Genomic DNA, 22342 nt, shown 5'->3' with positions numbered 1-22342 from the left:
AGGAGGCGGAATATATGAATAAACCAATCAATCATCCTGTTATATCCGCACAGGTTGGACAGATCTATGAGCAGCTTATGGCTGATGTACAGGTACAAGCCGGATTGCAGTTTCTGGAACAGGATCATGATCGAACGATTGAAGAACAGATTCAACTTACAGAGATCGAAGCACCAACATTTGCCGAAGCAGCCAAAGGAGCGGTATATCAGCGCAAGCTGGAGGAGTATGGCATTCAGGATGTTATGGTAGATGAGACAGGTAATGTATTCGGTCTTCGTTCTGGCAGTGGCAGTGGTCCTACTCTGGTTGTATGTGCACATCTGGATACCGTCTTTCCTGCCGGTACCGATGTTCAGGCCAAGCACAGAAACGGACGTATCTATGCACCGGGTATTGCGGATGACGGGCGTGGTCTCGCTGCTGTACTGACCATAGCCAGAGCGCTTCAGCACACCGGTATTCATACAGTAGGTAACCTGATTATTGGGGCAACAGTCGGTGAAGAAGGTCTGGGCGATCTGCGCGGAGTCAAAGCATTATTTGCAGGTCGCAGTGATATCGATGGATTCATTTCGGTAGAACCGGGAGCCCCGGAGAAGATTACCTACCTGGCTGCCGGCAGCAAAAGATACAGAGTAACTTTCCACGGTACCGGTGGTCATAGCTTTGCTGATTTTGGTATTCCGAACCCTATTCATGCGCTGGGACGTGCTATTGCTGGAATCTCGGAGATTCGTACGCCTGCTGAACCGAAGACTACTTTTAGTGTAGGGGTAGTAGAAGGAGGTACATCCGTCAATACGATTTCGGAGCATGCGACGCTGCTGCTCGATATGCGCTCCAATTCTGCACAAGCATTGGCAGAATTGGAGCAGCAGGCATTGAATATTATCCAAAAAGCAGCTGAAGCCGAAAACACCCGCTGGAACCGTGAAAATGAGCTGACAGTTCAATTGGAACTGGTCGGTGACCGGCCAGCAGGAGAACAGGGGTCTGATGCTGCAATTGTACAGGCGGCATCAGCTGCGAATCGCGCGATGGGACTGGAACCGGAACTGGAAGATGCAAGCAGTACGGATTCCAATGTAGCGATCAGTCTTGGTATTCCAGCGGTTACACTTGGCGGCGGCGGAGAATATGGAGGCATGCATACACTTGAAGAATATTTTGACCCTGCAGGTGCTTATCGTGGAGCGCAATATGTATTCCTTGTGATGCTGGGGCTACTTGGAGTAGAAGGTATAACACCGCCTTTGCTAATTTCCAAACAACAATAAGACAAAGCAGGCAAGTAAAAAGGCAAAAAGGTAAAAGCAAAAGTCAATCAACAGCGAACGTAAAAGTGAACTTAAAAGTAAAATTGAAAGTCTGATTATTTGTGGGAACTAATATTTGGTAGCGAAATAAGTCTACATTTTGCAGGTTGTGAGCAAGAATGGTATACTGGGAATTCTTTTTCAAACACAGTTATTTATGTGATATCGATATAGTCTTGATCAGATAGTAACACAATCAGAGACATATCCTGATGCATAATCAAATACTGTATTTTAGAAAATTGGAATTCCCAGTGACCTATTATTTTAGTAGTAATATTGCTAATGATCGGCATCAACAGGACAAAGTAATCCTATTTAAAAATTATAAAAATACTTCTTTAAGGCTATGTCATAGTTGGCATATCCTACATACTCGGCTTGATTTGATGACAAAAATGAAATATATTAATGGTGAAGCTGGTTACCAAAAGTCACATAAACTTAAAACATATGACCCAGTTTAAATCTTATAAATCTGGAAACTACCCTATGGAGCTTGATTTAATCATATATTATGGGTCCGTGGCATGGTGATGTCAGCCAAAAGGTATGCTATACTGCTACCAATATGTTTATTGTTCATGTGTTTACCTGGTTACATTTTTGTAATGCGTTATCTATTTCCTTGTTTGAAGCAGGGTGATATTGAACGGAACAACGCGACTCAAAGGAGCTATTTATTTATACCGGGTCAGATACCGATACCTAATAATATAGTTCCATACCAGAGTACCCGCATAACCGGAACGACAGTAATAGGGCATATAGCCAATATTATGGTCTTAGCCGACTATTCAAAAAATGGAGGTAATAACGAACTATGAGAAAACTACCCGCTTTTATAGCATCCTGTGCCTGTGCTCTAGGCATTACACTAATGGCGTCACCCGCAGACGCTGCTGTCCTGACTCAGGGCATGAGAAGTGGAGATGTCGTTCAATTACAACGGCAGCTTGCCGAGCACGGGTTCTTTCATGCGAATACAACAGGATATTATGGAAGTATCACCACTTCGGCAGTAAAACAATTTCAGCGTGCACACGGACTTAGTGCAGATGGTGTCGCTGGCCCTGCCACACTGTCCAAGCTTGGTGGTAAACGAAGCGGAATTGTAACTGCGAGTGCAAATGTGAGCAGTTCCAGCAGCAACCGGGTGACCGGTTATCACGTGAACGATCAGGAAGCTGTGAATATTCTGGCTCATATCATTTACGGCGAAGCCCGTGGGGAATCTTTCCGTGGACAGGTAGCAGTAGGCGCAGTCGTACTGAATCGTGTTCAATCCAGTCAATTCCCGAATACGATCTGGGATGTAGTGATGCAGCAGGGACAATTTACCGCAGTAGCAGACGGTCAGTATTACCTCAAGCCTAATCAGAGCGCGTATAATGCAGCACGCCAGGCACTTCGTGGTGTCGATCCGACTAATGGCTCGCTGTATTATTACAATCCACGGATTGCGACATCGCAGTGGAGTATGAGACGTCCGGCTGTTATTACCGTAGGACAACATATCTTTACGAACTAATTATTGGGTTGATTCCCGATTTCAAAAGCCCTATCCGCAGGTTGTAAGGGTACTCTGCGTATAGGGCTTTTATATATGTGTAAATTAAAGAAGTTACAGGGAAACGTATAGATTACCCATGATATATCTGTGCTGCTGAAGGAATATGAAAAAAGCTGGACACTGTGGTTGCTAACACGGTGTCCAGCTTTTCGGTTATATTTTTCTTGGGCTATAGCTTGTTATTCGGCTCTATCATCAGTTCAGCTTCGCTATACAGCTTTGGCGATCTCTCTGTCTGAAGCTGATCGTACCGATGTATACAAATGCAAATCCCATGATTCCTTTTTTATCTTATCAGATATTAATCATTCATCTGCTTGATGTTCAGCAAGAGCAAGAATCCTGTTCCGTTTGATTCTGATGGTTTGATATGGAACAGATTCTTGTTCCCGCTGAAAGTCTGGCAGAAAGATGAATATACTCTGGTAATTTTAGTGCAATCAGAGAAAGACATTACATCAGATCAATAAGGCAACTATATTTAAGCAAAAACAGATACTCAATCCACCAAGAAAACATAGCTTTCGATTAAAAGGACAATCATTTAGACATCATGTCCTCACAAAGTGTACTTCGTTAAATATGATGCCCTTCAAAAAGAGCAACTAATTAGCATCATGTCCGATAAAAGGTACACTTCATTAGACAAGATCAGCGTTTCAGACTTTTACCATTCGTGCTGATAACTTCTTTGTACCAGTGGAAAGATTTTTTGCGATAACGTTCCAGTGTACCTGATCCGTCATCATGACGATCCACATAGATATAACCATAGCGTTTTTTGAGCTGGGCAGAAGAAGCGCTGACTACATCGATACAGCCCCAGGAAGTGAAGCCCATAACCTCTACGCCATCTTCTACCGCTTCGGCTACCTGTACCAGATGATCATTGAGATACTGGATGCGGTAATCGTCTTCGACGGTTTTTTCTCCATCCGGACCAGTGATCAGTTCATCGACAGCGCCCAGACCATTTTCCACGATAAATAGCGGCTTCTGGTAGCGATCATAGAACATATTCAGTACATAACGCAGACCTTGCGGATCAATCTGCCATCCCCATTCGCTGGCTTCCAGATGAGGGTTCGGTACGCCGCTGAACAGGTTGCCCTGACCGGAATGCTTTTTGCTCTCATCGGCAGTTTCACAGATGCTGACATAATAGCTGAAGGAAATAAAATCTACCGTATTCAGCAGCATTTCCTCGTCGCCGCTTTCCATTTTGATCTCAATGCCATTTTCGCGGAAGTAACGCTTCATGTAGCCTGGGTATTTACCGCGTGCATGCACATCTCCGAAGAAGTAGTTTTTGTGCTCGGACTTCATCACGGCAATTACATCATCCGGATTCGGTGTCAGCGGGTAGGTGGGCATGCTCAGGATCATACAGCCAATCTGTGCATCCGGAATGATCTCATGACAGAGCTTCACAGCCGAAGCGCTTGCTACCAGTTCATGATGGATCGCCTGATACAGATCCTGCTTGCTCAGCTGATCCTTGGGCGTATAGATGCCGCCGCTCATAAACGGTGCTTCCAGGATAGAATTGATCTCGTTAAAGGTCAGCCAGTATTTGACTTTATCTTTATACCGGCGGAACACCGTCTCTGCATAACGCTCATAAAAACCGATCAGCTTGCGGTTGACCCAGCCATCGTATTCTTTGGACAGATGCAGCGGAGTCTCGTAATGAGACAGGGTAACCAGCGGCTGGATACCGTATTTGAGACATTCGTCGAACAGATCATCGTAAAATTGCAGACCCTGCTCGTTTGGCTCCGATTCATCACCTTTCGGGAAAATACGGGACCAGGCGATCGACGTACGGAATACTTTGAAGCCCATTTCAGCAAACAACTTCACATCTTCTTTGTAACGATGGTAAAAGTCGATCCCGACCAGCTTCATATTGTCTTCAGTTGGAGCTTCGGTAATTGGCCCCATTACGCCTTTGGGAGCAACATCCTGGGTGGACCAGCCTTTGCCGTATTGGTCAAAAGCGCCTTCGGCCTGGTTGGCAGCAATAGCACCGCCCCACAGGAATCCCGGCGGGAAATTAAGCGTGGTATTTTGAGAGTCACTCATGTTCAGCACTCCATTCGTTTCGGTATTTTGTGCTACACTGTTAGCAGCACTGCCTTTCAAGCGTAATCGTTGTAACGGGTTACATGTCAACCGGGAATTTTTAGTATGGTTCCGTCTGTATGAATGGGCAGGACAGTATAGTATGTATTTAGAGACAAAAGGGGAAGTCCGATGTCCAAGTTCGATGAAATTATTCGGTTATCCGGCTATTCCAGAGCAACAGTATCGCGAGTCATCAATCACTCGCGCCATGTCAGTCCGGAAGCAAGAGCCAAAATTTTGACTATTATGAAGCAGCTTAACTACGTACCCAATCGGAATGCAGTCTCCCTGTCGACAGGACAGACGAATCAGATCGGTATTGTAATGGCGAGTACAAACGAGATTGTACTGTCGTTTTTGAATCAATTTGTGGATATCGCCATGGATTATGGCTTTCAGACCATTATATATACGACACGCGGGGACAAAGAAAATGAACTGCGCGCTTTTGAAGACCTGCGCAGCAAAAGGGTCGATGGGCTGGTGATCGTCACCTGTGTTAATGAGCCCCGTCTGCTCAAAGCTTACTGTGAATATGGACCTATCGTCTCCTGGCAGCGGATGGGCAGTGATGAGATTCCTTCCGTCGCTATGGATCAAGCAGAAGGATATCGACTCGCTCTGGAACATCTGGTATCCAAGGGCTATACCCGGATCGCCAATCTATTTGGCCGGGTCGAGAGCTTGAATACCCGGAGCCGGCGGGAAGCCTATGAGCAGTTTATGCGGGATCATCATTTGCCGGTGCGAACAGATTGGTATCGGTATTCGGTATTTACACCAACTGATGGAGAGGAAGCGCTGCGCGAGCTGATTACCGGTTCGGAACTGCCCCAGGCTGTACTATGCGCCAATGATTATGTAGCGATCGGTATTCAGTCTGAAGCGAACAAGCAGGCAATCTCTATCCCGGATCAGCTGGCGATTGTAGGTTTTGATGATACAGAGCTGGCGCATACACTCGGGATTACAACTATTTATAATCCGATTGCAGAGCAGGCTACACATGCCTTTTATCGATTATGGGCTGTGCTTGGCAAGCAGCAGATGGGACAGGAACAACAGCTGCCACTGGAGAAGCTGCAGTACAAGCTGATTGCACGTCAGACTACTTAAACTCTCTTTTTTGTAATCCTTATGTAAAACAAACCTCTTCAAATCGCGATTTGTGTAAAAAATGTCTTATTTCCGGATTTTATTCGAAAAAGGCTTATCCATGATGACATTCCATCCGAATAATTGGGTAATAAGACGATATAAATTAGGGTTTATGATCAAGTTGTAGTCTGGTAGAAATAAAAACAACAATGATCTATCAGCGTCGTATCATGTTGTTTGCTCCACTTGCGCTGAATACTCGAAGGGGAAGGCAGGGGTTGCAGTGAAGCAGATCGCCGTACAGCCTTATTACAAAATCGAGCGTGAAATTACAGATCGCGAGCAGAAATACCTGACCGACGAGCGGGAAATGGTGCTGTATGAAGATCGTCTGATTACGCACCGCAGAGAATTTCCACTGTGTGATATATTCGATATGTCCTATCGTAAACTGGGAGCAGGCGAAGGATTATTCTATCTGCATACCAGCAAAGGTGTATTTTCGTACACGATTCGCAAAGACCCTACACGCTTTATTCGTGCCTTTAAGGAAAAGGGGTCCAAGTAGCAGCAAGCCGGAACCTATCGCTCCTAAACCAGGTACAACGTCAACATAGCATCATAACACAAGATTGGAATAAAAAAGAAAGCCCCGATCCTGGATCAGGGGCTTTTTATAATAATCAGATATGGTATGAGCGAAGATAAATAGGGTCTGAATTTACAGCAAGCACCACCGTACAAGCTCACTAACGAGCTTATATCGGGTTGTGCTGTTTGTGCATTTAATGAATGCTGGCAGCCGGGCGGATAATCATCTCGCTTACGTCCACTTCGGCAGGTTGCTCAATCGCATACAGGATCGCGTTGGCAATACTCGATGCAGGGATAGAGACGCTGCGGTATTCTTTCATCGCCTGGCGGGCATGTTCGTCAGATATGGTATCTGCCAATTCGGACTCTGTTACACCCGGAGAAATCAGTGTAACCCGTATATTGGAGTCCGTCTCCATTCGCAGTCCATCCGTAATTGCTTTAACGGCGTATTTGGTTGCGCAGTAGACTGCTGCTGTAGGAGTAACGCTGTAAGCCCCGATCGATGCGATATTGATAAAATGGCCGTTGGACTGCTGTTTCATAAGTGGTAATCCTGCGGCAATCCCATGCAGTACACCGCGTATATTGACATCAATCATACGATTCCACTCCTCCACTTTGATCTCTTCAAGAGCGGAGAGCGGCATGACTCCTGCATTATTCAATAGCACATCCACCTGTCCATAAGTATGAACGGCAAACTGTATAAATTGCTCCATTTCCTCCAGCCGCGTTACATCCAGTTGCATATACGCTGCAGATCCGCCAGCAGCCTGGATCTCGGAAGTGATGACTTCCAGTCGCTCGGTGCGGCGGGCGCCCAGAACGACGTGTGCTCCCCTGGCAGCCAATAGACGCGCGGTTGCTTCTCCGATTCCGCTGCTTGCACCTGTAATAACAATTACTTTTCCATTCAGATTAGACATGATAATTCCTCCAGTAAATTATATTTTAAAATCCCATTTGAAGACATCCAGAATCGCTAATATCTCTAATCATCTGCTGGTGTTTCTTGTACGAATCATCTGCCAACGTTCCATAGTTGAACCTGTGTACTATACATATCCCGGATAGTTTGATCTAAAAACATAATGTTTTGAAAGTAATAAAGTGTGTTGTCTATTATTCAATAAACAAGAGTATAGTCAGTCTTATTCACGATAAAGAACCATCCCGGCATGGTAAAGTACATCTTCACGAAAATCACCATCGGCAGTAAACCCGGTATCATCCACATAGTCAATATGATCACCGGTAATTGTATAATGACCTGTGTAGGCACTTGTAATCGTCCCTCTGGTTTCATCATAGCGTCCACCCGGTAATAATTCGTGACGGATATAACCGTCTGCGGTTACCCACATGCCAATATACGGATGAGTCGATACAGTTGGTTCGGACATGGTAATCTCTCCTTTGCTGGTTATAATTAAAATAGCAGCGGCATGATATACGGCTGTATAGAATATACTTATCGTATACAAACAGTGTATGAAGATAAGGAGTGCTGCCACTTGCTGATGTCTTTATTATGTGCCTCATTCAGCAGGAAGCGGTAGCAAGATCAGCCCGGATTCTTGCCTGAAACTCGCAAAATGGTTACAGCAGAAATTCGCAATTTAGGTACAGCAGAAATTGAATTCAACAGGAAAATGATAATTGACAGGATGGATGATAGAGAAATTCATATTTCGAGTATTCTATGTAGGCAGGAGGAATAGATATGACCATGATGGATACCGATCAGAGAATCCACGATCGTCTGCAGGAGTTGGCGGGTGAGATTGAGCGATTAACTGATCAAGAAGGCATTCAGCCAACACAGATTCTGTCACTAAGCCTGATTCGTAACAGTGAATTAACCAATGCGATCCATATGATCTATGAACCGGCTATTTGTCTGGTAGCTCAGGGGCGCAAGCAGGTGATGCTGGGACAGGAGAGTTACGAATATGGCCCGCTGGATTACTTTCTCGTCTCAGTCGATCTGCCTATTTCGGGTCAGGTAATCGAAGCTGATCGTGATCATCCCTATCTGGCAGTCCGGCTGGCTCTGGACCCTGCACAGATTCTGGAGATGGTGCAAGAGACGGAACTTCAGGCTGCCGCCGCACCGGCCAAGCGTGCCCTATGTGTAAGCCGGACTGATCTGGGATTGACCGATGCGATACTGCGGCTGGTCAGACTGCTGGAGACGCCGGATCATATTGAGGTGCTTGCCCCCCTGTTAATCCGGGAGATCCTGTATCGTATCTGGCAAGATCAACAGGGAGATATATTGCGGCAGCTGGCAGTGACCGGCAGCAGTACATCGCGCGTCGCCGGAGTCATCAAACATATCAAGCAGTACTACGATCAGCCGCTGCGTGTCGAGGAATTGGCAGCTGCAGGCAGCATGAGCAGTTCCTCACTGCATCGTTATTTCAAAGAAGTCACCGGCATGAGCCCGCTGCAGTACCAAAAGCAGGTACGGCTTCAGGAAGCGCGTCGTCTACTGCTATCGGAAGCGGCGGATGCAGCCGAAGTTGGCTATCGTGTAGGGTATGAGAGTCCTTCCCAATTCAGTCGTGAATATGCCCGGCTATTCGGTCTTCCGCCGATAAGTGATATGAAGCGATTACGTGAATGTCAGGTAGTTATATAAAACATGCACCGTCATCATAGACGGTGCATGTTATAAACGTACAGGGGCGCATCGGATTCATTTCCGATGCTTTTATATTATGTACGATTGGTATATTTGTAATTATTGAGCGGTAAATCCGCCATCAATAGGTATCACAGCTCCGTTGATATAGCGGGCACGATCACTGAGCAGGAAAGCGACCAGATCGGCGATCTCTTCGGGTTGTCCCAGACGACGCTGCGGAATAGCATTTTCTACGGCCTGGAAAGTCTCGGGATTATCCTGACGATATTGTCTGACCATTGGAGTCTCGGTAGTACCCGGAGCAATCGCATTAATCTGGATACCCTGATCGGCATATTCAACAGCAACTGTACGTGTAATCCCGATAATTCCATGCTTGGTAGCCGAGTAGGAACCCACGGTAGCCTGACCTACCAGTCCAGCGGTCGAAGATGTATTTACAATCGAGCCGCCGCCATGCTGAAGCATGACTTCCAGCACATATTTGATACCATACAATCCACCGAGCAGATTAATACCTACCACCTGATTGATCTGCTCAATCGTATTCTCTGCAAATTGTGTACCCGGTCCGGAAATTCCGGCATTATTAAAAAACATATCAATCGTGCCAAAATGCTCTACTGTACGATCTACATAATTTTTGACATCTTCGGCCCGGCTCACATCTGCCTGAATAAAAATAGCATCGGCGCCCTTTTGCTTCAGCAGTGTAATCGTCTCTTGGCCTGCTGTTTCCGAGATATCAACGATACTGATATTAATGCCTGATTCCGCCAATTTCAGTGCCACGGACTGACCCAGTCCACTGCCACCTCCAGTGATTACAGCTACTTTACTCTTCGTCTCACTCATACCTTTGTTCCTCCGTTATCGCATAATTATGCAGAAATCTGCTGCTTCATTGTATGCTTACGATAACGTATTTTCAAGTAAACCTGACAGTCATATATGGATGCTATCACCGGATACACAGGAATAGAGTAGAAGGAAGGGAGCACAGAACAGTAAAATAGCTGAATGTATCAGGTGATGATGATTTTGTTTTTGCTGGCGAGAATGCGCAGTTCACGCAGTAGTTGATCGCGTCCGTTTGGCGGAAATTCAATCTCTACGCCATAATGGTAGCGTCCGGATTCGGTACGGTTCCATTTCAGACGACCTTCCAAATACAGAGGTTCTTCATGCAGTAGCATATGGATGCTGACGCGGATTTCTTGATGATCTGCCTGAATCTCTACAGGAAGGGATAAACGGCAGCCTGCACTGCTCAGATCCAACAGCAGAGCCTGCATCGGCTTCGAATGTACAGCTTTGCCATTGATTTGCAGGATGTGCAGAGCAAAGGGTACAGGTTCTTTCAGTACATAACGGAACGGGGTTTTTCTGCGGTTATGTGTCATCATGATAATTCCTCCTTTGATTGGGTATCAGGATATAACGACAAGTAGAAGGGAAAGTTTATTTTACAGTCTAAAAGTAATGGTTTTTATAAATAACAGGTATTTAGTACTATTATTTATATCGACACTATTCGTCAAAATGTTAAGTCTTTTGTAACAATTTCGCCTAAAATAATACAAAACGAATGAAAATAATAAAATAAATTGAGAATATTGAATAGATAGATACGAATATGCGTGACAAATTTGTTATATATGGCATAAATGCGTTTATACGCACTATATTCTCCATAGAAATCCATAACAAAAAACATCTGCCTGTACTCAGGCCGGACAATAGCCATGAAGTTGGTACGGTCCGGTTGAAGTCTACAGAGAGATGTATAGATCGAGCAGATGAGTAAATGGTAAACGAAGAGTACAAATGAAAATAGTGAAGAGAGACAATGTGTATACCGATAGATGCAAGCAGGTATGGAGAAGCTGCTATACGCCTGAAAAATACAATTAATTATATCGATATCATTCGTATACTGATCAGAGAGCCAGTGCTTCTTCCGTAATCCGTTTGATATCAATGGTAGAGAATGTACCTTCATGTACCATATCCGGCAAAATATTTTCCAGAAAATAATCGACGCAATGAAGATCTACATGTTTGATTTTGACGAGTGCGTTACGGTACATGGCGATAAATTCTTTTTCGGTATTGCCGCGCTGAAGCTCCGAAAAAGCTTCATACACCTGGTCCATTTTATCAGCGACCTGCAGGATCATACCTTCGACCGAGTTGTCCTTTCCTTCATGCAGCTGCTTGCGGAAAATAGGCTTGAAGTCATCCGGAATATTTTCCTCGATAAAATGTTCAATCATGCCTTCCTCTACCTTTTGCAGCAGCGAACGCAGTTCGAGAGAAGAGTGCTTGACCGGCGTTTTGATATCGCCGATGAATATTTCGCCGTAATCATGGCTGCTTGTAATCTCGTAAAGTTTTTTCCAATCGATAGAAACGCCGTGCATCTCTTCAATGTCTGCCAGTGTTTTGGCATATTGTACCACTTTCCAGGAGTGGGCAGAGACGCTGTGCTGTTCAAATTTAAATTTGCCCGGGCAGCGAATAATCCGTTCCAGATCATCCAGTGAGCGGAAGTAAGCGTGAATTCCCATATGACTAACCATCCTTTGAGTACTGTGAATTTGAAGTGAGATCGCAGGTATAATGATCAGTATAGTACTCTAGTGTTAGCGGCAGGTTAAGCACAGGTCAAATCTGTGACAGACAGGAACAAAAGCAGACAAAATAAAAAAACTGATCAGCAATCAGATCAGTTTGGCATAACCTATGTAACAGACTGGGCCTTGGGAAGCCCGTCCACGAATAGATGAAAGGATGCTGCTGTCAGCATAACAGGGTATAATTATTAGTTGTAGCGAGGTGCAGTTTTTACGTTTTGATCCTGTACGATTTGTTCAGGGTCAAACTGCATCACACTGTCAGCAATTACGGATTTGGCTTGACCGTATGCGTAAAATGAAGCTTTGAATTCCTTCAGGAATGAAGCCAGTGTTTTCATCGGGGTAGCTCCTTTGATTAAAATATCTACATAAGTTATTTTCGGTTAATCCAGCTTATTTATCAAAGGGTGTGACAACGAGTACAACAGAGATGTAAGCGAGAACAGTCTGCGTTCTCTCCGCCAATCTATTGTTTTCTCCCTCTACCTTTTTATTTTAAAATAACAACAGATAATTCAGGAGGTCATATCATGAAAAATGCAGCCATTTACAGTTCTATACCAGACCTGAAGCAGCTGGAAGAAATTATCCGTACCCTGTACAAGGATCACAAAATTACGGTAAAACCTGATCGTACCTATATCGAAGTCATCCAGGGCGGACTGTTCCGCAAGAAGACGAGAAAAGGATTCAATATCATGACCAGTCAGACCGAGCCTGCACAGTTCAGCGCGATGATCGACGGAATGGGTGGATTTTTCTATCAGGTACCTGCTGTGAATAAGCAGGTACAGCAAAAGGTACTGCTTAAACTGAGTACTCTTAATATGGTGATTGGTATTGAGACAGAAGAAGATATTTCGGAAGAGTTCTATGGAGAACTGCTGCATATTGTTCGTTCGCTGGATGGGCTACTGTTCTGGGGAGGCGGCCAGCTGTTGAATGGTCAGGGACAGCTGCTGCTTGATGCAGAAGGCAATTCCGGCGTGGAAGATTATATGGTTACTGCGCATACGAGTCATTTGCATAACGAATTTCAGATTACACCGACCGGAGAAAGTCGCAAACAGCGCTCCAATACCCATCTGGAAAAGCAGGACATACCGATCAATGCGACACTTCCTGCACGGCTGGGAGATGAGCAGGCCGAACGGATTCGTACGAGAGATGAGGTAGCCAAGCGAGCCGTCGCTGTCTGTATTACCGCTGTCAAAGGAGAATGTGTGGGTGCGGGCGAGACGGTGACAACTACCCGGAAACTGATCAGCCGGATTGTTCGGCAGTATGATGCAGAGGGCTTGTTCACTCCGGAAGAAAAGGCATTTATTGATCAGGAACAGCCAGGGCAGGACGATGTAGTTCGCTTCTCCTGGCGTTATGAAGCCTTATGGGTATTGCTGTGGGCACTCGGACATATCGATTCACTAGAGGAACCGACACAGATCTGTGACGTAGAAAAGGCAGTATCGATCCTGCATGAGTTTGACAGCTTTACAGCTTTTCGTGACCGTTCACAATTGCGACCAGCATCCGAGATTCTGGATGCAGCGGATTTGATCTATCGTTATGATTGGGCATGTATAGACAGTCGTGTACATCAGCGTCCTGTGCCGGGTGGTCTGGATGCAGGTGTTGTTCATGAACGACATTATGCGCTCAACTGGCTGACCGGTTATCTGGATCAGGACTGGGATGATGTTCGCACCGATACGTGATCGAATCCATACACTCATGCCGGATCGCTCAGGTTCATCGACGATTGGATTCGCAATGAAAGAGGCAATATACCCATCATCTACACGATTCAGCTGTCCCGAAAGAACAGCATTCATAAGCTGGTTAACAGGGTAGATACCCCCCCTTTTTTTAATGCGATAACAATAATTCTATTCCTGCCCTGTGTGACATAAAGCGTTTACAATCGAAAAATATCGTGTTATGGTAATGACCAAAGGATTGTTACTGCGAATGCGGGCAAAACCTGGGTACGACTATGTTCCATGCTATGGAGCACAGTGGTATCCGGGTTTTTTTGCGTTTATAGCTGAGGGGCAGACAATTCTACAGTATGTAAATGGAAAAGGGGTCAGCATAATGAGGAAAAGCAGATGGGTCAAAATGGTATTGTCAGTAAATCTATGTATACTGCTCGCAGGCGGAATAAGCGGACAAGCGACAGCTGCACCTGCCAAGAGCAAGGACGCTTTGGCGGCAGCCGGACAATCTGTCCAGCAGCAGAAAGCGCGAACCGTTATTACCAATGATGGTGAAGTGGATGATATGAACTCGATGCTGCGCTTTTTCCTGTATGCCAATGAAGTCGATCTGGCCGGGATTGTATTGACCAGCTCGGTCTATCATTATGCGGGTGATCCTGCGAAAGGAATTGAGCCTTATCGCTGGACCGGTACCCAGTGGCTGACAGATATGACCGATGCTTATGCACAGGCCTATCCCAACCTGAGCAAGCATGCCGATGGTTATCCAACGCCAGATTATATTCGCAGCGTAACCAAGATTGGCAATATCTCATACAAGGGAGAGATGGATCAGGTTACCGAAGGTTCCGAATTTCTGAAAAAGCTGTTCCTGGACAATGACCCGCGTGATCTGTACGTGCAGACATGGGGCGGTACCAATACAACAGCGAGAGCACTGAAATCAATTGAAGAGCAATATAAAGGAACGGATCAGTGGTCGGCTATTCAGCAGAAAGTCAGCGACAAGCTGGTACTGTACATTATTCTGGACCAGGACGACAGTTACAACGAATATATCGCCAAGAATTGGCCGGATATCCGTATTATCAATGATCAATCGAACTTCTGGCACTTTGCTTATGCCTGGAAAATGCACACCGAAGCTGTAAACAGCAAGCTGCACGGTGCGTGGAACTACGAGAATATCCAGAACAATCATGGTCCGCTGCTGAATCTGTATGCACTGATGGGTGACGGCAAAATGATCGATGGAGAGCTCGCTGAAGAACAGCGCGGTAGTGAATCCTATTTGCAGAACAATCCGCAGTATGATCGGTATGATTTTATTTCCGAAGGTGACTCACCATCGTTCTTTTACTTGATCGATAACGGACTGCGCAGTATGGAAGATCCAAGCTATGGAGGTTGGGGCGGCCGTTTCGGTCAGGTCAATGACAAGCTGTATCGCAACAATGTACTCGATTATGATGTACATACCGGTCGCTATGAATCGGAGTATTCATTAACGCGCTGGTTTGATGATATCCAGAACGACTTTGCAGCCCGTGCAGATTGGGCAATTGCTTCACAATACAAAGATGCCAATCACAACCCCACGCTCAAAGTCAAAGAAGGACTGAATCTGACTGCCAAGCCGGGTCAGTATATTACGCTGCATGCGATAGGCAGCGATCCGGATGGCGACCAGCTGAGTTATCGCTGGTGGCGTTATTATGAAGCGGATACGTATACCGATTCCCGCGTAACGCCTGCTGCCGAAGAGAAAGACGCGGTGGACGGACTGCTACTGGGTATTCACCGTCCGCTTGCGACAGGCGAGAAGCGTAATACGATAGGGCTGAAAAACAGCAATACCCCGACCGTTAAATTCCAGGTTCCCAAAGATGCCAAATCCGGTGATACGATCCATATGATCGCTGAAGTCCAGGATAATGGCGCTCATACACTCAAGCATTATCAGCGGGTGATTATTACAGTGAAATAATTCGCGCTGCTGCATGATCCCTGTTTCCCTTTTCCCTGAACGCTGCCATCTGTTCTACACAGCAGCAGTCTATGGACAAAAGGGATCAGGGTCTTTTTTTGTACAAGTGATCGAATGTAGTAAAATAAGTACCATACATAAAACGGATCATGAACGGAGGAGCTTATGGATAAAAAAGCAAAACAAATACTCACCAAAACATTCTGGCAAACCGGCGGCTGGAAGTCTGGACCGCCAGTGCTGCAGGGAGAAGATTTTGAGTATGCCCGCAGTCAGGGTGTCATGTTCGACCCGCTGACGATTACGCATGATGAACTGGTACAGCGTCTGCATGAGCTTCATCAGCGTATTACGTTGGAACAGGTGAGTGAAGCCTTTTTGCATAGTTTGTCTACCCGCCGGATACATCTGCGCAGTGCACTGTCCAGCTGGGCGCTTACGGCGGAGCTGCCCCTGCATACATACGAACAGCGCCAATCGGTACATGCCAATACGAGCAGCTGTGGTGATTGTAATTTTCACAGGCTTATGTCGGATCGCAGCTATGTAAATACAGATCTGAATGTACTTAATTTCGAACGGATCAAATGGGGCGGTGTACGATTGAACTGGCTGCTGTACTGCTGGCTAGATCTGGAATTGTTCAGCAGGGAAGAGCCTGCTGCTGCCACACAAGAAGATGTATGGCTATTCCGGCAGATGCTGGAGCGGGTGAATCAATGTGATCCTGCAGATAGCGCACGCAAACTGGAGAAGCGCTGGAAAGATATTTTCCCGTCCAGCAAGTATGAGCGGGATGCAGTTATGGAAATCCTCGGGTATGCCGGAATTCTCAAGACACAGGATACACCGCGAATCGGCAGGGGCGGCGATAATGATTTTAGTTCGATGGCGGTATGGCAGGGACAGGATCGGTATGAAGCTGGAGCGGTTGCATATTATTTTGGCAAATGGAGGCTGGATTCATGAATGGAGAGATCCATCAGCTGCTGCTGATTACATCGCTGGGTAACGGTTATCTGATTCATAGCGAAGATGCTTCCAGCAAGGAATTGGAGCATACCAATAGTATTCACGTTACCTTTACAGATGGCGTACAGAGCTGGAATTGGGCGAGCTGGCTGTATTATCTGCGCAGTGCAGGCTGTCAGCGTCTGATGATGGTCAGCGACAGCCAGCCCGAGGACAATTGGCAGACGAGCGGATTCGCCGGAGGTGGTGCCCGAGCAGGTATTATTGCCCTCGGAGCACTGCATAACCGGATCTGGATTCCCCAGTGGGAGAGTGGGCAGTTCCGTTCGGAAGTGCGCTGGAATATTACGTATACCGAGCAGGAACAAGAGCTGGGTCAGCCTTCCGAGCGGGTCTTTTTACCACTGGATGAAGTCAGGATACAGTTCAGAAGTGCGCTGGAACAAATTGCCCGATTGGCGGAGGAGATTGAACAATCCTTTTGGAAAAAGAACTTTTTTGACCCTGCGATTGCTATTCTCGATGGAACAGCCGATATGCCACGTCTTGTATTCAAACTGCCGGATGTCTACAGCGAAGAAGCAGTGCGTCTGCTGAATGCAGTCTACAAAACATGGGTATTTGGCGCGATGGGTTCGTGGAACGACGATCCGCCTGCTTCTGCGCATGCTCACGGAAGATATGAGGAATACAACCAATACTCCGCCCGTTTGTATGCAGCACTGGTGCAGACTGCCCAGGCAGCAGTAAATTCGGTTGTATTTTAACTTCTCGGATAGAGGAACAGGAAAGGAGGCAGACATCGATTATGTATCAGAAGATTCATGACCATCTGGTGCAGATAGAGCACACATTGACCCTGGAAGAAGTACAGCAGCTGGCTGCCAGCCCGGATCTTCGTATCATCCAGTGTGCAGAAGTGCTCGAACCGGCAGCCTGGAAACTGCTGAATGAGCACCTGTTCCCAGTAAGACAGGATATTCTGCTGCGTCTATACGGATTTTATGACTCGGTATGTGATCTGGGTGTTCTGGAGATTCTGCCACAGCTAACCCGACTGTCAGTGGAATGTGAAGGAGAATTCCAACATCTGGACGCAGTGGCTGCACTGCCAAAGCTGGTACAGCTGCAGCTGTCTCTGACACAACTGACTGATCTGGATATCCTGGAGCGGATTCCATTGGCACTGGAGCATCTGCATATCGGGCGTACGCAGTCCCGCAGACCCGACCTGCAAGTGCTGGCGAGATTCCAGCAGCTGCATCATCTGCATATCGAGGGACATCACAAAGGTATCGAGGTGATCAGTCAATTATCTCAATTAAAGCAGCTGACTTTACAATCAATTACCGTCTCTGATTTACAGTTTGTGCAGCCCTTGTCCAACCTGGATCAGCTTATTATTCGCCTTGGCGGAATACGGGATTTGAGTGCGCTGGATAACAATCAATCGATCCGGTATCTGGAGCTGTCGCAGATCAAGGGACTGGAAGATATCTCTGTAATTTCTTCACTGACAGGGCTGCAGTATCTGTTTCTCCAGGCACTGCCTCATATTTATGCGCTGCCATCCTTGTCCGGTCTGCATTACTTGCGCAAGGTGGCGCTGGAAAATATGAAAGGACTGCGGGATATTAGCACACTGGAGTATGCTCCGGCTCTAATCGAATTCACCCACCGCGAAGCATGGGAGATGAAGGTAGAGGCTTACGAACCGCTGCTGCGCAATCCATCGCTCCAGCGCGTCTATGCCAAACTGAAAACACCCAAAAAGATGCAGCAGCTTCGTCAGCGAATGATATATCATAACAAGAAAGATGCACTGGAAGAATATGAGCAGGGTAGAACCAGTTGGTGGGACACGTTTCCTGTTCAGTAGCGAGCACGGGTATAGGGACTGTAATTATAAAAAAGGGACGCTACCTTTTTCTGGCAGCGCCCTGTTTATGATGCAATTATTTAATAATGTTCATTGTATTATTCCGTCAGGCAAGTATACTTTTGCGCTTTGCTTCCTCGATCCAGCTTGGGAATTCACTCAGTAGCCGATCATATAGTTCCTCGTCACTGACTTTAGAGATATCGTCCAGTTCAAAGAAATTCGCATTATCTACGAAACGGCCTTTGAGTTCATCCAGTTCGCGCAGCACGCCATAGTTGGCATTGCCCAGTCCAACAAACTGCCAGAACAGATTGTAGCGAGAGCTGTCGATGATCAGCTTGGCAATTTTGCTCTTACTGCTGACACCACCATCGCTGAAAAAGATAATATAGGTAGGTATGCGTACATTGGGTTCTTCTTTGGTATATTTGCGGATCACGTCCTCCATCACGGGCGGCTCGTTATTGGTTCCGCCTTTGCTACCCAGCTTGTAGGCACGTTCCACATAATTCTCATAATCCTCTGCACGTACGCTTCGTGCACGCAAAAAATCTTTAGCAAAAAACCATACATCCAATTCTCCATTATCATCAAAAGCAGCTGCAATCGCCAGTACACGTTCAAAAGCTTCCTGTACAATCCCTTTTTTGTAAAGGGAGTACATGGAACCGGAAGCATCGAATACAACAGCTACCCGTGCCTGGATTGGTGCTACGTTTTTCTTTTGGAGAGACAGGGTGACTTTCTTTTTGAGCAGATCGATCTTGGTCAGCGATGTCGTTAGTTTGGGACCTGGAGGTTCGGCAGCGGTTGAATCTGTAGATGCAGATACAGCAGCAGGGGTGGAAGCTGTTGTTTGTGTGGCGGAATTTGTTGCGCTTGAGCTCTCTGCTTCATCAGCCGAAGCATCACTGCTCTCGATCTCTACGCCAAATGACTCGGCTAGTGGCTGCAGTCCACCGAAGAAGCCACGACCAATCGCCCGGACTTTGAATGTATCTTTATACTTATAGATCTCGATTAAAATCAGTGCCGTTTCTGCGGTCACCTCGGATAGGGTATATGTAATTTGCTGTCCATTTATTTGTAGCACAGCCTGACAATTGCTCACCTCTGCAAAGGTACCTGCACCCTCAAGGGTAGCCGTAAATACACATTTGCTGACAGGAGCCTGCTGGAGTCTGTTCAGATCCAGTTGAAACCGGGAGCGCTGTCCATCTGCCTGTACCAGTTGAACACACTGGTGAGGATCTACATTCTGATTATAAAAAATAAAATACTCGTCGGAAGGAACCTTGCCATCCTCATTGACCATAAAGCAGCTGATATCCAGTGAAGAAGGGGAAGCACTACATTGTATAACCACGTCTAGCATACTGCCGGATGGTATATTGGCGTTTTGTCCCTGATTTAATACAATCTGTTCTCCAGCCATGTGTCTAACCTCCTGAATAAATAATAGTTATTATACTCTTTACCATGATTTCTTGAATTCGCATCGTCCAATTGAAATAAATGTACGATTCTTCTATTGATCTGTGTGATACAAATAGTTAGAACAAGTATCCTCAAAAAAGGACTAATAAAGGAATCATCAGAGTAGCTATAGCAATCATAAAGGATACTTGGGACGATGCTCCAATCAAGTTGCTTCCTGCTCACCAGCTGCCAACATCAGCCGGTAAATCTGACGCGTTGTATTCACATTGCGTATTGTCATGTACCGGTACAGCCTGGAAGAGGCCAGTTTGTTCATGCCGCTTCGCGTGACATTTTCCCGGGGGACCGATATCAGCAATGCACCGGGGATATACAACAGCGTACCCAGATCTGGTTTGAGAGGTATCTGTTCCAGGATGGAGCTATCGTTGATGTCATCCCACAGGAAAAATACATCGCTTTTCATCTGCTCATCGTTGGTCCAGTTCTCTGGTAAAGCCGTGATAACCTCTTCCATCTGCAGCAGCGAACGTACCATTACCGGGATATCCAGCTGGAAATCTTCTGCAATCGCCTGTTCTAGCTGGATAGATAGTTCAGCCGAAGACAGTTCACTGGCGAAAATAATATTTCCTGAGTTAATATAGGTCGTCACCCGAGTCATCCCGGCTTGTTCAAAAGTGGATTTGAGCAGTTTCATATTGATTTTGTTATTGCCGCCAACATTAATGCCGCGAAGCAAAGCTGCATAAATCATCCCTATCCCTCCTAGGTGTCCGGTCTATTACCAGTTTAAGCCCAGATATATAAACAGATCATTCATTTGCTGTTCGCCCAGAAGGTCGAGCAGTTGCGGTTCGATCATTTTCGTATATTCGGTCTTGATCTCGTCTGTCTCTTCATCTGTAATCTCCCCCTGCAGGACAGCAGCCGCTTCAATCATAATAACCAGAGCCGCAAAAAAATCAGCCAGGGATGAGGCTATAGGCTCGGGATCATTGCCTTCAAAAGCGGCATATACCGGAGAGTCCGCTCTGCTGGTATCCACAATCAGCGGATCATCATTATAATTGGCAATTACCACATGGTGGGATGGCCAATTTGCTGATTCCACCGGTGAATCTGAAACTCCAATCCAGCGGTAGCCGAGCTGCTGGCGGTACAGATACTCCGGCGCTGCAAATTTCAGCAAAATACCGTCTCCAATCAGCACTGCTGCACTTTTTATTGAGCCAGCCGCTTTTTCATCGACCATTTCAAAATGACTGTATAGGTAATGAAGCTCGGGAGACAGGGGAATACGATCATCAATCTCTGGTTGAATCGGCTCGGAATAGGCACGAATAAAAGAATCGTCAAACAGTCCGTATGATTGATTGTACAGATCCTGCTGCTGAATAAAGGAAAGAATAGAGGTATGTAATTTACTAAAATCCGTCATTGGACAACGTCCTTTCAATAGGCTTTATAGGTGTGGATAAGTGTCTGTAACAACATTATAGTATACCATCCGGCGTACAGAACAACGTAGGTATTGGAGGCGAATAGATTACTATTTGGCCGGTCTGTTATACTCTACTATAAAGTAATTCAACCCAAAGGAGAGATGGATATGTCCGTATTATCTGCACAAGAATTAATTGACCGGGACAATCATGCCTGGGAAGAAATTGTACAGCTGTTTGCCGAAGGTACGAATACATATACCATATGGCCTGCCGACCGCAGCGAAGGAGAAGAGACCCTGCGTTGTCTTCAGGTAAGTACGCGTTCCTATCTGGGCGCAATCGCCTATGAAGCAGGCGGTATCTGCTTGGATCATGGCTGGATTACACTGCTGGGTGCAGGCAGTACAGAGGTATATGGCGATCTTCGTTCATGGAATGGACTGCAAAGTCAGTTGCCGGTGAAGACACTGACAGGCAAACTTCTGGTAGCTTATGATGCAGCAGGCGGGTTTTTCGCGCTGGATACGACAGATGGACAGATTTGTTATTTTGCACCGGATACGCTGGAATGGGAAGCGACTGAACTGACATATTCGGAATGGATCAACTGGCTGGCAGCCGGTAATTTACAGCAGTTTTACGAGACATTCCGCTGGCAGAACTGGAAGCAGCAGACCGAGCAACTGGAAGTGGGACAGATATTTGCCTACTATCCGCCGCTCTGGACAGCCGAAGGTGGAGGAGAAACCAGCAGCAAACAGGTAGTGCCTGTCACAGAAGCCTGGCAGCTGGCTTTGGAGAAAAGCTGACAATGGAGAATTCTGCAGGCCCATACCTATCGTTTGCACCTATTTATTGTATATTACAGCAGTAGAGAACGATTCGTTGGGTG

The 22342-nt window shown here is 46.2% G+C and carries 21 protein-coding genes; 11 read left to right on the top strand and 10 right to left on the bottom strand.

Features of this window, described 5'->3' with window-relative positions; all coding sequences use genetic code 11:
• The first annotated feature begins 14 nt into the window (after positions 1-14).
• Together WH46_RS13445 and WH46_RS13440 are read left to right on the top strand one after the other, a co-directional pair.
• Positions 15-1280, top strand: a complete 1266-nt coding sequence (locus WH46_RS13445) for a M20/M25/M40 family metallo-hydrolase (RefSeq protein ID WP_046227020.1) — start codon at positions 15-17, stop codon at positions 1278-1280.
• Positions 1281-2142: 862 nt separating this feature from the next.
• Entirely contained in the window at positions 2143-2850 is a 708-nt protein-coding gene (locus WH46_RS13440; protein ID WP_046227019.1) for a cell wall hydrolase, read from the top strand.
• A 693-nt stretch (positions 2851-3543) separates the two neighbouring features.
• On the opposite strand, the gene WH46_RS13435 is transcribed toward WH46_RS13440, so the two are convergent.
• Positions 3544-4977 carry a glycoside hydrolase family 1 protein gene (locus WH46_RS13435; protein WP_017812005.1) on the bottom strand — a complete coding sequence of 478 codons (1434 nt, stop codon included), beginning with the start codon at positions 4975-4977 and terminating at the stop codon, positions 3544-3546.
• A gap of 171 nt (positions 4978-5148) precedes the next feature.
• On the opposite strand from WH46_RS13435, the gene WH46_RS13430 reads away from it, so the two are divergent.
• Together WH46_RS13430 and WH46_RS13425 are read left to right on the top strand one after the other, a co-directional pair.
• Complete coding sequence (locus tag WH46_RS13430; RefSeq protein WP_046227018.1) at positions 5149-6135, top strand: LacI family DNA-binding transcriptional regulator; 987 nt, start codon at positions 5149-5151, stop codon at positions 6133-6135.
• Between the two features lie 265 nt (positions 6136-6400).
• The gene (locus WH46_RS13425; protein ID WP_046227017.1) at positions 6401-6685 is read left to right on the top strand and encodes a hypothetical protein; all 285 of its coding nucleotides are present in this window, start codon (positions 6401-6403) and stop codon (positions 6683-6685) included.
• 217 nt (positions 6686-6902) lie between these two features.
• On the opposite strand, the gene WH46_RS13420 is transcribed toward WH46_RS13425, so the two are convergent.
• The gene (locus tag WH46_RS13420; RefSeq protein WP_046227016.1) at positions 6903-7640 is read right to left on the bottom strand and encodes an SDR family oxidoreductase; all 738 of its coding nucleotides are present in this window, start codon (positions 7638-7640) and stop codon (positions 6903-6905) included.
• 225 nt (positions 7641-7865) lie between these two features.
• A complete protein-coding gene (locus WH46_RS13415; protein ID WP_046227015.1) occupies positions 7866-8117 on the bottom strand; it encodes an Atu4866 domain-containing protein in 252 nt (83 codons plus the stop codon).
• A 320-nt stretch (positions 8118-8437) separates the two neighbouring features.
• Here WH46_RS13415 and WH46_RS13410 point away from each other — a divergent pair, with 320 nt between their 5' ends.
• Positions 8438-9358 carry an AraC family transcriptional regulator gene (locus WH46_RS13410; protein ID WP_046227014.1) on the top strand — a complete coding sequence of 307 codons (921 nt, stop codon included), beginning with the start codon at positions 8438-8440 and terminating at the stop codon, positions 9356-9358.
• A gap of 102 nt (positions 9359-9460) precedes the next feature.
• On the opposite strand, the gene WH46_RS13405 is transcribed toward WH46_RS13410, so the two are convergent.
• The 4 genes from WH46_RS13405 to WH46_RS24080 form a co-directional block, all read right to left on the bottom strand.
• Positions 9461-10219 carry an SDR family NAD(P)-dependent oxidoreductase gene (locus tag WH46_RS13405; protein WP_046227013.1) on the bottom strand — a complete coding sequence of 253 codons (759 nt, stop codon included), beginning with the start codon at positions 10217-10219 and terminating at the stop codon, positions 9461-9463.
• A 170-nt stretch (positions 10220-10389) separates the two neighbouring features.
• Positions 10390-10770 carry a PilZ domain-containing protein gene (locus WH46_RS13400; RefSeq protein ID WP_017811998.1) on the bottom strand — a complete coding sequence of 127 codons (381 nt, stop codon included), beginning with the start codon at positions 10768-10770 and terminating at the stop codon, positions 10390-10392.
• A gap of 534 nt (positions 10771-11304) precedes the next feature.
• Positions 11305-11934 carry a YfbR-like 5'-deoxynucleotidase gene (locus WH46_RS13395; RefSeq protein ID WP_017811997.1) on the bottom strand — a complete coding sequence of 210 codons (630 nt, stop codon included), beginning with the start codon at positions 11932-11934 and terminating at the stop codon, positions 11305-11307.
• A gap of 254 nt (positions 11935-12188) precedes the next feature.
• Complete coding sequence (locus WH46_RS24080; RefSeq protein ID WP_156172261.1) at positions 12189-12341, bottom strand: hypothetical protein; 153 nt, start codon at positions 12339-12341, stop codon at positions 12189-12191.
• A gap of 192 nt (positions 12342-12533) precedes the next feature.
• On the opposite strand from WH46_RS24080, the gene WH46_RS13390 reads away from it, so the two are divergent.
• The 5 genes from WH46_RS13390 to WH46_RS24265 all read left to right on the top strand — a co-directional run bounded on the left by WH46_RS13390 (position 12534) and on the right by WH46_RS24265 (position 18559).
• A complete protein-coding gene (locus WH46_RS13390; RefSeq protein ID WP_046227012.1) occupies positions 12534-13718 on the top strand; it encodes a DUF4272 domain-containing protein in 1185 nt (394 codons plus the stop codon).
• A gap of 379 nt (positions 13719-14097) precedes the next feature.
• Positions 14098-15708 (top strand): DUF1593 domain-containing protein, encoded by a 1611-nt coding sequence (locus WH46_RS13385; RefSeq protein ID WP_046227011.1) that lies wholly within the window; start codon positions 14098-14100, stop codon positions 15706-15708.
• A gap of 165 nt (positions 15709-15873) precedes the next feature.
• The gene (locus WH46_RS13380) at positions 15874-16677 is read left to right on the top strand and encodes a hypothetical protein (protein ID WP_046227010.1); all 804 of its coding nucleotides are present in this window, start codon (positions 15874-15876) and stop codon (positions 16675-16677) included.
• A complete protein-coding gene (locus tag WH46_RS23875; protein ID WP_052714228.1) occupies positions 16674-17447 on the top strand; it encodes a hypothetical protein in 774 nt (257 codons plus the stop codon). The genes WH46_RS13380 and WH46_RS23875 overlap by 4 nt, the downstream gene beginning before the upstream one ends.
• Before the next feature lie 41 nt (positions 17448-17488).
• Positions 17489-18559: a leucine-rich repeat domain-containing protein gene (locus tag WH46_RS24265; RefSeq protein WP_046227009.1), complete on the top strand. Its 1071-nt coding sequence runs from the start codon at positions 17489-17491 to the stop codon at positions 18557-18559.
• A 106-nt stretch (positions 18560-18665) separates the two neighbouring features.
• Here the strand turns inward: WH46_RS24265 and WH46_RS13365 are convergent, their stop codons facing one another.
• The 3 genes from WH46_RS13365 to WH46_RS13355 form a co-directional block, all read right to left on the bottom strand.
• A complete protein-coding gene (locus tag WH46_RS13365; protein WP_046227008.1) occupies positions 18666-19997 on the bottom strand; it encodes a VWA domain-containing protein in 1332 nt (443 codons plus the stop codon).
• Positions 19998-20204: 207 nt separating this feature from the next.
• Positions 20205-20759 (bottom strand): DUF1697 domain-containing protein, encoded by a 555-nt coding sequence (locus WH46_RS13360; protein WP_046227007.1) that lies wholly within the window; start codon positions 20757-20759, stop codon positions 20205-20207.
• 27 nt (positions 20760-20786) lie between these two features.
• Positions 20787-21443, bottom strand: coding sequence for a hypothetical protein (locus tag WH46_RS13355; RefSeq protein ID WP_046227006.1), 657 nt, complete (start codon positions 21441-21443; stop codon positions 20787-20789).
• 171 nt (positions 21444-21614) lie between these two features.
• On the opposite strand from WH46_RS13355, the gene WH46_RS13350 reads away from it, so the two are divergent.
• A complete protein-coding gene (locus WH46_RS13350; protein WP_046227005.1) occupies positions 21615-22259 on the top strand; it encodes a DUF2625 family protein in 645 nt (214 codons plus the stop codon).
• Positions 22260-22342: the final 83 nt, after the last annotated feature.

Origin of the sequence: Paenibacillus dauci, from assembly GCF_000971985.1 — a bacterium.
Lineage (GTDB): Bacteria > Bacillota > Bacilli > Paenibacillales > Paenibacillaceae > Saccharibacillus > Saccharibacillus dauci.
Note: the sequence above shows the minus strand (reverse complement) of the source record. Positions and strands in the feature narration are given on the sequence as shown.

What these genes read in the sequence shown, in the direction of transcription:
- WH46_RS13445 (WP_046227020.1), top strand. Translation starts at nt 15, where the DNA reads ATGAATAAACCAATCAATCATCCTGTTATATCCGCACAGGTTGGACAG.
- WH46_RS13440 (WP_046227019.1), top strand. Translation starts at nt 2,143, where the DNA reads ATGAGAAAACTACCCGCTTTTATAGCATCCTGTGCCTGTGCTCTAGGC.
- WH46_RS13435 (WP_017812005.1), bottom strand. Translation starts at nt 4,977, where the DNA reads ATGAGTGACTCTCAAAATACCACGCTTAATTTCCCGCCGGGATTCCTG.
- WH46_RS13430 (WP_046227018.1), top strand. Translation starts at nt 5,149, where the DNA reads ATGTCCAAGTTCGATGAAATTATTCGGTTATCCGGCTATTCCAGAGCA.
- WH46_RS13420 (WP_046227016.1), bottom strand. Translation starts at nt 7,640, where the DNA reads ATGTCTAATCTGAATGGAAAAGTAATTGTTATTACAGGTGCAAGCAGC.
- WH46_RS13415 (WP_046227015.1), bottom strand. Translation starts at nt 8,117, where the DNA reads ATGTCCGAACCAACTGTATCGACTCATCCGTATATTGGCATGTGGGTA.
- WH46_RS13410 (WP_046227014.1), top strand. Translation starts at nt 8,438, where the DNA reads ATGACCATGATGGATACCGATCAGAGAATCCACGATCGTCTGCAGGAG.
- WH46_RS13405 (WP_046227013.1), bottom strand. Translation starts at nt 10,219, where the DNA reads ATGAGTGAGACGAAGAGTAAAGTAGCTGTAATCACTGGAGGTGGCAGT.
- WH46_RS13400 (WP_017811998.1), bottom strand. Translation starts at nt 10,770, where the DNA reads ATGATGACACATAACCGCAGAAAAACCCCGTTCCGTTATGTACTGAAA.
- WH46_RS13395 (WP_017811997.1), bottom strand. Translation starts at nt 11,934, where the DNA reads ATGGGAATTCACGCTTACTTCCGCTCACTGGATGATCTGGAACGGATT.
- WH46_RS24080 (WP_156172261.1), bottom strand. Translation starts at nt 12,341, where the DNA reads ATGAAAACACTGGCTTCATTCCTGAAGGAATTCAAAGCTTCATTTTAC.
- WH46_RS13390 (WP_046227012.1), top strand. Translation starts at nt 12,534, where the DNA reads ATGAAAAATGCAGCCATTTACAGTTCTATACCAGACCTGAAGCAGCTG.
- WH46_RS13385 (WP_046227011.1), top strand. Translation starts at nt 14,098, where the DNA reads ATGAGGAAAAGCAGATGGGTCAAAATGGTATTGTCAGTAAATCTATGT.
- WH46_RS13380 (WP_046227010.1), top strand. Translation starts at nt 15,874, where the DNA reads ATGGATAAAAAAGCAAAACAAATACTCACCAAAACATTCTGGCAAACC.
- WH46_RS23875 (WP_052714228.1), top strand. Translation starts at nt 16,674, where the DNA reads ATGAATGGAGAGATCCATCAGCTGCTGCTGATTACATCGCTGGGTAAC.
- WH46_RS24265 (WP_046227009.1), top strand. Translation starts at nt 17,489, where the DNA reads ATGTATCAGAAGATTCATGACCATCTGGTGCAGATAGAGCACACATTG.
- WH46_RS13365 (WP_046227008.1), bottom strand. Translation starts at nt 19,997, where the DNA reads ATGGCTGGAGAACAGATTGTATTAAATCAGGGACAAAACGCCAATATA.
- WH46_RS13360 (WP_046227007.1), bottom strand. Translation starts at nt 20,759, where the DNA reads ATGATTTATGCAGCTTTGCTTCGCGGCATTAATGTTGGCGGCAATAAC.
- WH46_RS13355 (WP_046227006.1), bottom strand. Translation starts at nt 21,443, where the DNA reads ATGACGGATTTTAGTAAATTACATACCTCTATTCTTTCCTTTATTCAG.
- WH46_RS13350 (WP_046227005.1), top strand. Translation starts at nt 21,615, where the DNA reads ATGTCCGTATTATCTGCACAAGAATTAATTGACCGGGACAATCATGCC.